Origin of the sequence: Novipirellula sp. (assembly GCF_041583735.1) — a bacterium.
Taxonomy (GTDB): Bacteria; Planctomycetota; Planctomycetia; order Pirellulales; family Pirellulaceae; genus Novipirellula.
The window spans coordinates 1-15,277 of sequence record NZ_JBFHFD010000017.1 but is presented as its reverse complement, the minus strand read 5'-3'; the positions used below and the strand labels follow the sequence as shown (position 1 = coordinate 15,277).

Sequence of the window (15,277 nt, the reverse complement as noted above, 5' to 3'; positions counted from 1 at the left end):
TTGAGGTCGGTATCTAGTTCATCTTGATCTGGCAACGGTACCCTTTTGCGAACGTTTACGAAAATACAATTCGCAGCTTTAGCAAAACTGCGAGCGTTTGTTGCGGTGATACTTCTGTGCGTAGAGCTTTCGCTCGGGCTACTTTGTCACCAGCGCCGTTCCGATCTTGACGACATTGATCGCGTGTCAACGCCAGCGCAGTACACGCAGGACGAACCGAACTTCCAGCCTAGAAGCTGCTCTCACTTGGCCGCCTATAATTAATACCCGACCTCCAGCGGAATGTGACTGAACAAACTTAAGCGATTACGCTGCTTGGCAAATCTATTGCTCGCAGGTAACAGCGTCAAAATGAGATGTCTTTTGGGAGGATGGCCGACTCCAGCTCCATCGTTAGTCGAGGGCGACCTCCGCCCTCTCCAACGTCAGAAATAGTCTGAGCTGTGGACGCAGGCCTTGTAGGTGGTGGATCCGCGATGAAGCGAGACTCATATTGTCAGCTATGCCGTATCGGATTGTGCATGATTCTGCTGATCGCTGCCGACGCATTCTGCCCACCCTGAGACACGGGACTTCAAGGTACCGGTACCCTGAAAACATAGAGGGGGGGCACATGGTAGAAAATGGGGCCTAGGTGTACGGAATGGTGAACGGATTGTTCCCCACGGGGGACGCTTGATGTGGACCAACCACCTGCTATCTGCGAAGGGGGGTGGTTTTGCTCAAAGTGGTACACGCTGGGTAACTAGGTACCTATCTGCATGGGGTGCGGGGTTCGGGGTCAAAAAACCGGGACCGACATCCCCGAAAACCGCCTTCTGACCTGCCAAACTGGCCGGATGACCCCTCTCTGCACGCCACTCTTGCCGCTGCCCCCCTCCCCTATGCTCTTTGTGCCCATCATCACGCACGCACCACTCACAAAAAGGGGACATTCTATCTATGAATCTACCCTTTTTGCGTTAAATACCCACCTGGTGGGGGTCGCAGTCGGTTGTTGCCCAAGGGGAATTGCCAATTCATATAGCTTTGCTTACACCTTGCCCATGCACACATCCTTCTCGCTTCGCCCGCGTGTGCCGCTCACTATTCGCTTGCTCGATGGACCTTGCTTGATCTTCCTTTGATTGAGTTTCATGGTTGTTTAAGTGTGCTTTGCTGGCGCTCTGTATCACGTTTCCATCCTGAATTGCCGTGTCAATCGACAATGGAGCAACTAACTTACGGCACCATGTCTCTCTCTATGTAGTTATGTAAGTTTTATGAAGTGTATTGCCTGGATGGAACTGAATTGATCGAGCGGATTAGGTGATTGGAAAACCGTTTAGTCTGCAGATCGGTTGGCGATTTGAAAGTCGACCACAGTCGCGTTTGATGGTTGTTTCGTCGATAGGATCACACGCTTTGCCTATTGCGTTTGCGGGTTGTTCCCTAAACGGCATTCACCATGCCTTCTAATTTCAATGATGTGTTGCGAGAGACATCAACGACGGTGGGCGGCAGAGTGCCCCAACCACACCAATGTCTTGTCACTCGTTTGTATCCACTCGAACGCCATGCCCTCAATCGTTGCACTTTATTCCTACTCCTTCAACGCCGACAAGCTTCTTCGCGGCTCGACAAGTATTTGGAACCGTGCGACTTGAGGCTATCGGTTTGAGTGTATTAGTTCAGCTACGTCGGCATCTGGCCACTTGGCGAATAGACCGGCCGTTAATTTGCCATCCCCGGCGGCGCCCCAATGCGATCGATTGACCCAACAAATGTCATAGCGATAACAAGAAGATCAGGCGGAGTATCAACAACTAAAGTCACTCTCGACGAGATGGTGCGAGAAGTAGGCAAATAGACGCTATATGCATTAACGTTGGCGACGTCGTGGAGGTGTTTGCGGTTCACGAATTGCAATTGAGTTACTCAACAACGGAAATTTATTGTCGCTACCCCATTGCTCATTCTATCGCCGGACTGTAACGTGGCACCCTGCCGCCCTTGGCATCCAGGTTACTCCACGGAACATTTGATATGAACTCTACGATGCACAACAACGATCAAGAAATTGCCAAAGAGAGTGTGATTGAACAACAGGTAAGCATTAAGCCCGGCACCGGCTCTGATCTGACGATACAGCGTTACAACGCGATGATTAAACGTGGCCTAGGCGAACTAAATACGCTTGAGAGCGGATATGATGTAAGACTAAGAGAAGTTAAAGAGCTTCTAAAGCAGCGTCGCGAACTGGCTCGCCTACCCGATGAGTCGCGCAGCGACGTCCTAGTCCGGGCACTGGAGCTCAGCGAAGGCGTAATGCCAAGTATCCAACAGATTATCGCCGCTCGGAAAGAAGTTCTCGGTGCCGACTGTTCGAAAACCCGTCGCTTTTCTTGGAGTCGTAGGGACATACGCGAACTACAGTTGGTCCGCAAATTGGAACCGCAAGCGTTAGAATCGCGATATGAAACAGCAGAGAAGAGATGCAGGTTGAAAGAGACGCAGCGCGTTGCGGCCGAGACTCTAATTGCCAAATATATCAATAGCATCGATGATGCGATAATTGCGATTGCAAGGCTCGACTGTATCAAAACGTGGCCAGAATCACGTAATTTGATGCAACAACTTGCTGCCACCTCAAAAGTCGTCAATACCTTGAATAGAACAATTTACAAGAAGTCGGTGTAAGTTAGTTTGCAAAGCTAACGACGCTGGTGCTCGATAGCCTGCGGTTACCTAAGCCCCAAGCTTATTGCAAGTAGTTGCTATGGTAAATTCTTTGCAGCAACGCCTGTTAGACGTACGTGAGTAGTGAGCGGCAATGCAACGGCATCAGATTCAACAATGGGTCGGATACCTCTTCGCGGTCAGGAAAGTCCCAAAATCTTCCGTATAATCTGCCGTACGACGTCTGTTGCGGCAGTGTACCGCTGTAGTCTGTAGTGGTGCGGCAAGGTGACACGGTATGGTTGTCAATCAACCTGGAGTTAATAATGTTTGAAAGCGAAATCCTTCACCGACACGAGGTCAAAGCGGTATTGGACTCGATGAAAACACGGACAAGCAAAAACCAACTGCTTGATCGTATTGTGTTCCGCCTGTCCGCCGGTTGCGGACTTCGGGTCAAGGGCATGTGCGGGCTAATCTTGGCCGACCTCAATACCGACAGCGAATTCCCCTACATCCTCATCCGCAGGGACAATACCAAGGGACAGATCAAGCACCGCAAGCCTCGCCGCGTTCCACTTTATTGGGACACGGGGACAAGATTGGATATCGTCAACTGGCTCAACAAACGTCGTCGTGATGGTGCAGAGCCAAGTGATCCTTTCATTTGCCAGCAGAGATACGACACATATGGAAAACCGCTGAAGGAGCGGGTCGCAGCGTGCCGATGGCGAACTGCAATCCAGGTCCTAGGCGAGAGCAGGTTGAAAGAGTTGTCCATCCACACGGGAAGACACACGTTCTGTTCCCATGCATTGGCTGCGGGGCGATCCGTAATCGAAGTCAAGAACGCAGTCGGGCATAGCAGCATCAGCACGACGGAAATCTATCTTCACGCTGTTGGGCGTGAGAACGTACCAGATCTATACCCAGAGAACGAGTGAAATGACAAATCAATCAATCGCAGCTTCGTATGGCGAATGCGCGCAAGGAACCCGTTTTACGGCGGGGCTTATCAACGAAGATTGCACAGAAAAGAGCTGGGACCGAGCCGCGCCAACGCAAGATCAAACGTCGGTGTTTTTAGCGGAGGACGCGTCTGGTGCCGAAGTTTTCGCGGAAAGGGATCGTGAGCGAGTTCCCGTCGAGATGACCATATTCAAGAACCCAGGCCTCACAAGCATCAAGGCCATTTATGACACCACAGTTGAGGTCGCCATTTGCGAGATCGGGAGTCTTATTAAAGAGGTGCACGACAACAAGCTTTGGAAAAGCGATTTTGATACCTTCGAAGAATGCTGCAAAGGAGTATTCCGCTACTCCTTGGCGTATTCGTACCGGCTTATCGAATCGCACGTAATGGGAGTGAGGCTGCTTAAATTGGTAGCTGACGAGCACGGTGATTTTTCGCCCATGGGCGAAAAGCTTCTCAGCGGCTCGTTCACCAAAGAGCGGCAGTTTCGGGAGCTAAAAGGTATCCCCCAAGAATCTTTGGCAGAAGTTGCTAGTCGCTCACTGGAAATCAGCGAAGGCAAGCCCCCGAGCTCGAAGCAAATCCGCGCCGCCAAGGTAGAAGTGCTCGGTGGGTCTGTGATGAATCATGGCCACGGCGAGGTGTGGATCGATGTCACCGATCCTTCAGACAAGGTGGACACGAAAAACCAGGAACCGAGCTCTGAGCCTAAACACAAAGCCGATTCCAAACCGAAGCCGCCAACTAAGCCAAAGACAAAACCACTGTTACAGCAGAAGGTTGACCCCAAACGCATAGCGGTTCGGTGCCGTGCTGCGATTGAATCAGCAATGCGAGAAGCGGACGACTACGACGACGAATTGCACCCAGCGGATTATGAGAAAGTGAAAAGTGGCCTTAAGGATGTCTGGCATGCGGTAGATGGTTGGACTTATCTATAGAGGATATCAGCATGAACCCGAGGGGCGGTACGTGTTTCTGGCCGATCGTCACCGACCTCTGGACGACACAACCATTGTGTGCGGGGTCCGCCGCTCGCCTTATCAAACGCTTTTGGTTGCAGGTGCCGCTCTCCGAATGGAATTGACGAAGACGGTCCAACGGGTGTTGGCAGTCGCCAATGCCGATGATAACGGCACGTGCCAGATTGAGGTTCGCGTCATGATTCATCTGCCGATAGCAGCGACGATTGCGGATAGGAGCACAACTACTCGTGGGAAATGAGATTGCAGACAGACATATCCTGGAGGCTACCACGATTTACACCGGACGCCTTGCTTTTCATGGCTTTGCAACGATGGTGACTTGATTCGGAGCAGATGGATCGAATGCTTGGCGAAAACAACATGTTGGAATTCATGGCTGAACTTAAGCGAAGATCCAAGGCGTCCTGAAAGGTCGCCTATAGCTTTAGTGAGTTTGATGCGGGCCGACTGGCGGCTCCACCTGTTCGATTCGGGACGCGTCAATTGAAAAGAGTAGTTATTGAACACGCAGAGTGTTCCACTGATTGAGTAATTTGTGAGTCTTAAAACGTGGCTTGGGGAAAAGACGCCTAGCCGATTCAATCAAAAGAGGGCGAGTGAAATCGCCTAAGCGTTGGGGGTGCCAACTCACGCCCGGCCAATTCCATCAGCCGACAAGTGCAGTCAACGACCGATCCCTGTCGAACTGCCCCCGTGATCGAGCATCCGTGCTCAAATCCGTCGGTGCTAGGACAACGCCTAATCTAGTGGTCCACTGAATCCCCCGGTCGTGTCAGCGACTAACGGTCTTGTCTTTAAGATCACGGGGAAATGGGAGTGGTGCGCGCCGATGGCCTCGCTACCAGCTGAATTGGATATAACATACCGAACTGATTTGAAACTAGTCGCATTTCGGCATCCTTGTTCCGAATTTCACCGGCAGACCGCCAGTACACAAGATGAGGGGCTTTGGTCAGCACAGACGACAATTCAAGGATGGGAATTGCGTAACAGACGGGGCCCCTCTTAGGCTTATAAGGCACGCTGCCACCTCGGGTTGTATAGTGGCAGTTTGCCGCGATAAGATGCCGCGATAAGATTAGGAGACTTAGAGGCACGTATCGTCACCAAATAGATTGATCGGAATCAAGATGGCTCGTCCAATGCTCGCCTGGCAATACACTTACGAAGACATCGCGGACCTGCTCGGCATTGAATTGTCGACGGTTCGTAAGAGTGCTTCGCGAGGGGATTTTGACCCATGCGATCTAAAGAGCATAATGCTTTACGCAGCCGCTAATGCGGAAGAGTCTTTCCGCATGGAATTGACACTGGCGGCGGCTAGGCTTGGTCGCTATAGCGTTGGAAAACCGCCAAGAAAGAGCGCGACGAAACGCAAAGAGAAGTCTTGAGCAGCTGACGCTAGTTCCGCAGAAAAGAATTGATCAAATCTTCCCTTGGCTCCGAAGCCATCTCGATTATCAAAGAAACAATCGGGCACCTAACCTCAGATGGCGGCTCGATTGAATGCGATTCGACAACCGATCTCTTATCGCACTCTAGGTCGAACAAACCATTTTAAGGCCGAGCCTTTTGTCGTTAATCATCGAAAACAATCTGGGGATAATCCCTGGTGTTCATTCTGCGAATTCAGTTTAGCCCCCGTATCACTCACCAAGGGCCATCTGGTGAGTAAATGGGTTCGCGAATGTTTTGAAATCGCGATAATGCTGCTTGTTCACTGGTTCGGCCATGATTTAGGTGCATCGGCCCCCTCACCAAGTTCGTTGCTAATCGCGATGGGCTAGGTAAACAGCGAAGCGCCTCACACCGATGCGCGTGGGCAGGCAGTGGCGTGAGACCGCGAACTTTCGGCGGCGACGATCCGCTCGACTTCAACTCGATAGACGGTCGATCAGATGCGTCCACAGCGGTTCGGCCAATGCTGCGCCCCACAAAACATGTCTCCGCAAATGCTTGATCATCTCCCCACCCACTTTCAGCACGAACGAAACGAAATCCAGCAAGTCCCAGCGGTCGCGCATGCTGTCCTCCAATTCACTACGACGGATGCAGTTCAAGTTGTAAGCGAGAAACGCAAACGGCATCGTCGCTTCGTTCTCCTTGAAGCCTTACGAGGACAAGTGAATGCCAATCGATTCTTTGAACTCGCCCAGACGATCTTCGAATGTCCCACGCTTGCGATAGTGAGCAATCTGCCGATCGGCACTGCGTGACTCTCCGGACCAGTTCGTTGACATGAAGAACCAGCTAGGTAGCAAGTTCAGTTGGCCCGTCGCCGCATCCGGTCTGTCAATCACCACCAAGATCAGTCGGTGAGAGTGAAGCCACGCGTAGGCATGGTAGGAGCCAATTTTGGCGGTGTATTCGTAGCTCCTGTAGTTAACCGTTAAACGCTCGGGGTCACGCGATGGCTTCTCAATTCGTCAACATCTTGGTGAATGATTCGGGTTAAAATATGGCGATACACCCGCGAAATTTAGCGGGGTGTAGTTTACACCCCAATCTTGACAAGTTGATACAGATGTGGTGTATAATCAACATCGCTTTGGTGGTGTAAAACAATCGAGTCAAGCGGGAATCGCGGTGTTTCCTGCATTTCCAAGTCTATGCAGTCGACCGAAAAGCAAGCGTCTACGGAACCGAAGGTTAGAGGTTCGAATCCTCTGGGGTGTACTTGCCGAAAAGCCATGAACCTTGAAGGTTTATGGCTTTTTTCGTGCGGCGACGTGGACTCAAGAAAATTTTTCTGAATGTCTCGCTATTCCGTTGCCTTTTGTGTCGACGGTTGGCGTGCTGTTTCCTGTAGGAACGGCAGTTCTGCGGGCGGGTCCCGATCCTCGGTTCTGAACTCGCTGGATGGGCCAGCTGATGAAAAAATTCTCAGCCCGGTTTCGCGATGGTTTGAGTTCCTACCAGCCGCATTTGTGATCGGCAGTGGGGCGATCTTCGTGAGATGCCCGTTGGCGTCGGCCACTGACAGGCCCTTGTCCTCCGCGATCCCGCAGTTGGTTGGCCGGCGAATCACGCGAAGGAACGCGAATCGAGCTGGCAGCACTAAACATCCGCGGTGTTCTCTCCATTCGCAAGGAAAAAATTTCGCTGAAGTTCGTTCGGCAGTATCGAATGGACGCGCGGAATAATCTTGCCACTGATTTCATGTGTCTCTGACGCAAACCGGTGAATCCGTTCTGCTGCCATTGATATCGACAGAAAATTGATGCGACAGAAGAGTTGAGATGTCGCGATCTCGGATATATGTTTTCGTCATTGACGCTATTGTCTCACCGCTGGCGAGACTTTTGCCGGGTCTTGGATTGTTCGCTCAATCAGGAGACCAAACGCACTTCCAGCGACGAGCCTAATGAAAAATCATGCATGATTCGTCGGTGTACTGCACAAGGTCAGTTTCGCGGAGGAAATTGTTCATCCCTTGCTCGGAGACTTTTTCAGTTCCAGAAAGCCAAAATCGGACGCTATCGTCGTCAAAGTCGAGTGACAACGAAATCCCACCACCCCCATTTCCATTACTCCAATAATTCGCATACGGAACAATGCCTCTGGGAGCGGAAGTTGATTTTGCGTCAAGAAAATCGATGGCTGAGTTTGTAAGGAACCCTTGAAATTGATATTCGTATGCAGCCTCTCGGTGCTCGAAAGTCTCCCGCCAAGTTTCGTAGTGTTCTCGAACAATGCTCATGCGAACAACGACCCTTCCTGTCAGTTGAAATTGCCTGATATAAGCTTTCAGCGCATCGACAATCAGAGGTGTCTGTCGGTTTTCAGCGTGCATAACGAGGCGGTGCTGTATTCTTGCATCGCCAAATCCGAGATTTCCATCGTCACAGTACACCCGCGGGTTTGGCCCTGGGTGAAACAGCAAGTAGCCGTCAACTATCTCGAAATAGCAGTCTCTTTGCCCAAAGGGTTCCCCTAACGCTCGAACAAGTCGGTCGAACGCTTCTTTCTCCGATTCGACGGAGACGCTTCCCCTTCGAATGGCTTCGTTAAAAGTATCCGTATAACACTTCCAACTCCGATTGTCTCTTGATCGTTCGACGCCAATAAATGGTGCGATAGACCCTTCAAACATGATGCTATTGTTTATCGAAAAGTCGCTTTGCTCCCATCGCAAGACCTCGTCAACGGTGGTTAACAACTGACGCTCTAGGTCAGCGGGGGCAGCCTGCCAATGGCTATAACGCACGAGCACCACGAGATCCTCGCTTTCATCCGCGAAATTTTCTAGGGGAATAGGTTGAATGAAAGCAGCTGTGAACGCGGTCGTGGCATCAACCATTTTCTCAGGATCGGTAAAGCGAATATCCTCTGTGGTTCCCCTATTACTATTGGCGATTAATTGGTTCAGTCGTTGTAAAACACGAAGACTTGAGTCGATCGGAACGCCGTGACTTTTAACGATAATGTGATACGGAACTTTTGCCATGGTGTTAATTCAATCTCAGTAAGAGCGATCCTATCCTCGGCCAACGAATCGGCCCAACCTGTCCACAAAAAAGGACAACGCAATGATCTGGAGAGAACTACCGTCCAAGTCTGCTGCGGCAAACTATTGTATCGGTTTTCGTTCGCTCGCTTTAAGCCCCGATGGATTTTCGGTCGCCGTGCCGGTTGGTTCCAAGCTGCGTGGCGTCGATCGCAAGGGACGCCGAGTCAAATGGACAGCGCAAGGACACAACGATTTTGTAATGGTGGTGGCGTATTCGCCCCGATGGCCGGATGCTTGCCTCCGGTGGACTCGACAACGTGGTCAAATTATGGGACTCCGACAGCGGAAAGCTGATCGCCACGCTGGCCAGCACGTGTCGGGTGGTGGTGATCGCGATGAAACAGCTGGCGCTTGGCTGTGGCAGACCAAACGCGAGACTTAGCCCACTAGCCGTGAGAGGTATCGATTATCGCTCTAGCGGAGCTCGCATGGCCGATGCCATCGATCGGAAATCGACTTGAGTTTATTGTCAGTATCTTCGGGTAAGTAAACCAGCTCTTGCCTCCACGATCAAAAATTGCAAAGTTGTGTCACCTAGTTGGCACCGAGGTCGCGAGGATACGATGACTGGACATGCAAACGGTTAGGATCTGTGCAATCAATGTAGTGAACATGTGACTTGAACGATTCTGGCTTAACGTTCAACTTGTTGCTACATCAAGCCTCGTCTTCCAAACACGAACACCGCTTTTCTCGCAACGATCTCGGCGTTTTGGATGGTGATGAGATATTCGAATGCGAACCATCATGAATCGCAAGCAAACTCGATACGTACATCGGCAACCTCGCTATCAAAGTCTAGAAGAGCGGAGGCTGCTTGCCGTTGGCTTGCAATCACCCTACCAACCGTTGGACGTAAATATCGATCTTGCGGTCGATGCGCAGGATGCCCGCGACGTGATCGGCATTTTGCAAACCGGGCACGCCGCGGCGGATGTGTCGATCAACGCCACCGGCATGTTTGCTGACGTTAGCGGTGACAATCATGTCACGCCACTCGATGCGTTGCGGATCATTAACCACCTTGATCGACAATCTCCTACGATTGCAGCAAAACTTATTCACGACTCGGGCGGTGATGGCGTGCAACGATACGACCTGGTGACACAGGAGTTGGGATTGCATGTGCGAACTCGGGGGATCAACGAGCTTCAAGTGCTAATCAACGACCTAGCCATCAGTCAGTTTCGGATGGTCGACCATGGTGAAGATTTCTTGCTGACCTCGTCCATGATCGAATCCGCATTGGGGGCGCCGCTTTCCGATGGTGTGCAGACAATCGAACTTCGCGATCGAGAATCCGAATTTCGTTGCGCGTTTGAAGTCGTCCTCGATCGAACTTCTCCCCAACCCATTTTTTACGCGGCCGACCCTGTGTACCAACAACAGGGAACACGATTGGTTATTGGCTTTGACGAACCAATCCGTTCTGGCGTTCCACTGAGTGCGGATAACATTCGGGTTCAGCGGGCTGACTCGGAGCATGTGATTGAGATAAAGGCGGTGCGTGAGTTGGCATCGGATCGGTTAGCGATTGAATTCAATGAGGCCATTGCCAACGGCTTATACAAAATCAAATTCATCGAAAGTCTTCAGGATGTTGCGGGCAATCAGTTGACAAATCCGTTGCCTACGATCGAAGTGGACCGCTATTTCACGTTCGATGTCGATCCGAGTAGTCAGTTGGTCACGGTCGAGGCCGTTGCTCCGACGATTTCTGTGCAGTGGGATCGGGCCGTCCAAAATGCGGTCATCGAGACGTCACCCGGTCCTACGGTGGCTTCGCGAGCGTACGGAATACTGCACACGGTCATTTACGATGCTTGGTCCGCCTATGATCCACGGGCAATTTCGACAACCATCAGAGATCAGCTGCAAAGGCCAGACGACGAAAACACGCTTGAAAACAAACGAGTCGCCATCAGCTATGCAGCCCATTCGGTCTTGGTTGACCTGTTTCCAACTCAGCGAGAACGATTTGATCTGTTGATGCATCAGTTGGGGCTGGATCCCAGTGCCGATCCTAACAATGCAACAACCGCCGTTGGTATTGGGCGTCGGATGGCAGCGGAGCTGCTCGCAGTGAGACACGAAGACGGTTCGAACCAGCTGGGGAATTCAGTCGATGGGGCGGTCGGTGTCCCCTACTCCGATGTTTCGGGCTACGTCGCGGCGAACCAAGCTGGAATCTCATCCATCGTAGATCGGTGGACGCCCGAATTTGTCCCGATCGACGTATCGCCAGTCCAAGCGGATCATTTACGTACTCAGCAGTACCTCACTCCGCACTGGGGAGCCGTTGCTCCATTCGCAGTCGCGGATCTAGATTCACTGCGTCCCCCGCCGCCCGAACCGTTTCTGTTGGTGGACGGAACGGTCGATATGTCGAGCAAAACGATCACGCTTGAAGACGGACAAGTGCTGGCAATTTCACGTGCCCTAATTGGAACGGTCATCAATCCTAAATTCATTCAGCAGGCTGAGGATTTGGTCGAGATCAGTTCTCAGCTGACGGATCAGCAAAAACTTATCGCCGAGTTCTGGGAAGACGGAGGCAACACTTCCTTTCCACCCGGAACGTGGATGACGTTTGGCCAATTCGTCTCTGCACGAGACCGTCACACGCTTGATCAAGATGTCGCAATGTTTTTTGCGTTAGGCAATGCGGTGATGGATGCAGGAATTGCCACTTGGGAAGCGAAACGATTTTACGACTACGCCCGCCCCGTAAGGGCGATTCGCAGTTTGGGCCATCTTGGTCTGATTGGTGACTTTGACGTTGATCGACAAGTATGGGTGATCGATGCCTGGAACCCTGGAGAGGGAACGCAGCGTCAGCCGGCCACCGATTTTCTAACCTATCAATCGCCTGGATCCGATCCCTCGCCGCCATTTGCAGAATACACGTCAGGCCATAGCAGCTTCAGCGCCGCGGGGGCGACGATTTTGGAATTGTTTACCGGAAGCGAAACATTCGGGGCCACAATCTCTTTGCCGGCAGGAAGCTCACGATTCGAACCCGAAGTGGTGCCCGATGAAGCCACGACTTTGTCGTGGCAGACATTCCGCCAAGCGGCCAATGAAGCTGGTGTTTCGCGAATCTATGGCGGCATCCATTTTGCCGACGGTGATCTTCAGGGGCGTCAGCTTGGTGATCGTGTCGGTCGCGTCGTCTGGGATCGTGTGCAAGCGTTACTGCACGGCGGAGCAGAGTAAGGCGAGCGTAGTCGATAGGCGACAACGGTGGTCGCGGAGATGTTTCTTTGGTGAGAGGCTGATGTTCCAGTGTTTGCCTTTGGGCACCAGCCATCAAGCTTTGTAGGATCACGACGGTATTGAAATCGGTGTCCTTCAGCTCACTCCACAGCCCCTGAGATTTCACAAGTTTGAGCGTCTCCGTCAAACTCTGAACCGTGTTTCGCGTGGAGGTCTACAAACGCTAAATTGGTGAGACGCCAATTGTTGATCTCGTAGTCACTTGGCACGATAAAATCGTATCGGTCGCCTATGGCCCAATGCCATTTACTTTGTCGCTGGACGGATGGTTTTCGTAGCGGAGTGGCGCGAGACGCCCGGTAGATTTTCAAACGTTTTACTCGCCGCAACCGGACGGCTCGCGACGTGCCGCTACCCACAGTTGATGACATTGGTATTGCGTCCCCCGCGGCGATGTGATGGGGCATCGCCGATCGGAATATCGCTCCAGTTGAGACTTGCTGCTTGGATTTCTGGTCGCTGACGACTTAAGTAAAAATCGTCATAATCAGCAAACTTTAGCCGGTGCTGACGGCCAGTTACGGATCAACCGATGAACGATATCATCCCCGGATTGCAAGCGACCATAATCGACCACTCCTCTCACTCAACCTGCGCTCATGTCGCTCGCCATCCATCACGCCGTGGTCGCTGTCGCCAGCATCATCGCGGTAGCGGGAAACTTTTCAGCAAGCGCGAATCAGCCGAGCATCACCTGCGACGTGAAAACGCTTTGCAACGAAGAATCGCGATGTGACCTGAACGCGTTAGGTGATGTGGATCGCTGGGAAGAGTCGGTCTGTGCCCAGGAAACTCTTCTGGGAAATTGCTGTGGGGTTCGTCCTTGCTTGCAGGATGCTGGCATCACTCCGTTTTTCTATTACGATTCGATCGCGGCCGCGAATGTAGGCGGCGGGATCGCTGCCGACCGCGACTTTGCCGGGCAAGTTTATGCCGGAGCCGATCTTGATCTGGAAACGATCCTTGGCTGCGAGGGGATGACGCTGAAAGTTTCGATGGTCGAGCGACACGGCGACAGCATCAGCAGATCGGTCGGCGGTATCTATGATCCGATGTGTATCTTCGGCGGCCAAGTGGCTTACCTTTATCAGCTTTGGTTGGAGAAAAAGATTAGCGGCCACTGGGCGGTTAAATTTGGCCGCGTGTCCGCCGACACCGATTTCGCCAACGATGGTTTGTATCGGTTTTCACTAAGCACCGCGATCAATGGGCCCATTCGCGCCACGCTTTTGGAAAACACAATCACATCGTTTCCCTATCCGGTTTGGGGCGGCCGCGTCAAATATACTCCTAGCGACAAACATCAATTCCAAGTCGGCATCTATCAAATCGGCGACAGCATGTGGGATTTCACCAAGCATGGGCTCGACTTCAGCATCCGCAGTGACGACGGGGTTTCAGTCCTGTTGCAACACGATTGGAGGTCAACGGTTTGCGGACGACCGACTCATGTGGGTGTGGGAGCGATCAATTCCTTTTTTGAATTTGATAATTACGACGGCGTGGGCACGACGGACTACGTGCTGCGGGTCTACACTCAATTCGACGTCGAAGTCCTTCCGGATCTGACCTTCTTTGGCTTCGCAGCCAATTCCGAGCAAGATCAAGTCGCTTTGACGCCGCTGCAAATCAGCCTCGGTATCAAGGGCAAAGGCATGCTGCCCGGTCGCGCAAACGACCACACGATGTTGCTTGCCACCTACGGCGAACTCAGCGACGACTACGGAGATTCGATCGGCGAAGAAGTCGACCATGAAATCGTCTACGAGCTGGGACATCGGTTTCAGGTGACGCCTGCCACTTACATCCAGCCGTCAATCCAATACATCGTTGACCCAGGCGGCACCGGCAAAATCCCGAACAGCACCGTACTGGGGGCCTGGATCGGGGCTTCGTTCTGAAACAATCAAAGCGTGGCTGGAGTGAACGGTCTTTAGCGGTGCGGATCGCTTTCGCTTTGAACCCTTCCCAGGTTGCCTCGCCATTCGCGTCTGTTCGACCTGTTCCAGGGGGCGATTGCGTGACCGTACTTCAGCAACGTGAGTACAATGGTTGATTGAGGGAGTCAGCCAGGGGACTTCATCGAATGAATTTTTCATCGCGGTTGCGGTTTGGGAACCGGTCGGAAATAACTTTGTCATTACAATAGGTTTTCCGAATGAGAGAAATTCTCCGGTGACGTTAGGGCCGCTCCGCCAGAGCTTTACTGGAATGGGCGTAGGTCGGCCAGCTTTGGAGGGAGTTCGTTTGGCTGCGGAGCGTTTAACGAGAGCGTCGATGATGTGCGAGCTATGCGAGGTGGACTATGCGTACAACGAACATCATCTGATCCCGCGACACTGCCATCGCAAAACGTGGTGGAAACGGCGATTTACGAAAGAGCAGATGCAGCAAACGATTTCGGTTTGCAAGATGTGTCATCGTTCGATCCACAACCTGATTCCCGACGAAAAGGTGATCGGACGGCACTACCACTCGATCGAGACACTCAAATCGCACCCTGCCATTGCAAACTACTTGGCTTGGAAACGACGACGGCTTCGCGAGTGACGCCTGAGTACCTAATGTTGGTATCGGCAATCCAATTCTTGGTTGCCTGACTTCGCCGGTCGTTCTCGATTCGTTTTGCCCGCCGGACGAAAAATCTGGTGGGCGTGCCACTTGAGTCCTAGTGTGATTCTCACTCGTGCGACCGATGCGTCGTAGGCGAATCGAATTGCCCTCCAAAAAAAAATTTCACTGGACAGGGAAAAGCGGATATCGAAGCACGGTCCAGCTTTGCTATTTTCCTGCCGCCTCCATGTTTCTGCCCGCTGCTTCGGCGGCGCTGGTTGGAGGCGGCGGAATCTAGAGTCGACGGAGCCGCGACGTTGT

General features: G+C 52.2%; 11 protein-coding genes. 8 read left to right on the top strand and 3 right to left on the bottom strand.

Annotation, left to right across the window (positions count from 1 at the left end):
- Positions 1-2,025: 2,025 nt before the first annotated feature.
- The 4 genes from ABX962_RS02900 (at position 2,026) to ABX962_RS02885 (ending at position 6,008) form a co-directional block, all read left to right on the top strand.
- Entirely contained in the window at positions 2,026-2,679 is a 654-nt protein-coding gene (locus ABX962_RS02900; RefSeq protein ID WP_372716441.1) for a hypothetical protein, read from the top strand.
- Between the two features lie 305 nt (positions 2,680-2,984).
- A complete protein-coding gene (locus ABX962_RS02895) occupies positions 2,985-3,602 on the top strand; it encodes a tyrosine-type recombinase/integrase (protein ID WP_372716440.1) in 618 nt (205 codons plus the stop codon).
- 1 nt (position 3,603) lies between these two features.
- Entirely contained in the window at positions 3,604-4,572 is a 969-nt protein-coding gene (locus ABX962_RS02890; RefSeq protein WP_372716438.1) for a hypothetical protein, read from the top strand.
- A 1,175-nt stretch (positions 4,573-5,747) separates the two neighbouring features.
- Entirely contained in the window at positions 5,748-6,008 is a 261-nt protein-coding gene (locus ABX962_RS02885; RefSeq protein ID WP_372716436.1) for a hypothetical protein, read from the top strand.
- Positions 6,009-6,491: 483 nt separating this feature from the next.
- On the opposite strand, the gene ABX962_RS02880 is transcribed toward ABX962_RS02885, so the two are convergent.
- The 3 genes from ABX962_RS02880 to ABX962_RS02870 form a co-directional block, all read right to left on the bottom strand.
- Positions 6,492-6,704: a hypothetical protein gene (locus tag ABX962_RS02880; RefSeq protein WP_372716434.1), complete on the bottom strand. Its 213-nt coding sequence runs from the start codon at positions 6,702-6,704 to the stop codon at positions 6,492-6,494.
- Positions 6,705-6,728: 24 nt separating this feature from the next.
- Positions 6,729-6,920 (bottom strand): hypothetical protein, encoded by a 192-nt coding sequence (locus ABX962_RS02875; RefSeq protein ID WP_372716433.1) that lies wholly within the window; start codon positions 6,918-6,920, stop codon positions 6,729-6,731.
- Between the two features lie 1,058 nt (positions 6,921-7,978).
- Positions 7,979-9,064, bottom strand: a complete 1,086-nt coding sequence (locus tag ABX962_RS02870; protein ID WP_372716431.1) for a hypothetical protein — start codon at positions 9,062-9,064, stop codon at positions 7,979-7,981.
- A gap of 293 nt (positions 9,065-9,357) precedes the next feature.
- Between ABX962_RS02870 and ABX962_RS02865 the strand changes: the two genes are divergently transcribed.
- The 4 genes from ABX962_RS02865 to ABX962_RS02850 all read left to right on the top strand — a co-directional run bounded on the left by ABX962_RS02865 (position 9,358) and on the right by ABX962_RS02850 (position 14,953).
- On the top strand, positions 9,358-9,588 hold the full coding sequence (locus ABX962_RS02865) for a hypothetical protein (RefSeq protein ID WP_372716429.1): 231 nt from the start codon (positions 9,358-9,360) through the stop codon (positions 9,586-9,588).
- Between the two features lie 286 nt (positions 9,589-9,874).
- Positions 9,875-12,343, top strand: a complete 2,469-nt coding sequence (locus ABX962_RS02860; protein ID WP_372716427.1) for a DUF6851 domain-containing protein — start codon at positions 9,875-9,877, stop codon at positions 12,341-12,343.
- Positions 12,344-13,002: 659 nt separating this feature from the next.
- Positions 13,003-14,304 carry a carbohydrate porin gene (locus ABX962_RS02855; protein WP_372716425.1) on the top strand — a complete coding sequence of 434 codons (1,302 nt, stop codon included), beginning with the start codon at positions 13,003-13,005 and terminating at the stop codon, positions 14,302-14,304.
- A 376-nt stretch (positions 14,305-14,680) separates the two neighbouring features.
- Positions 14,681-14,953 carry a hypothetical protein gene (locus ABX962_RS02850; protein ID WP_372716424.1) on the top strand — a complete coding sequence of 91 codons (273 nt, stop codon included), beginning with the start codon at positions 14,681-14,683 and terminating at the stop codon, positions 14,951-14,953.
- Positions 14,954-15,277 lie beyond the last annotated feature (324 nt).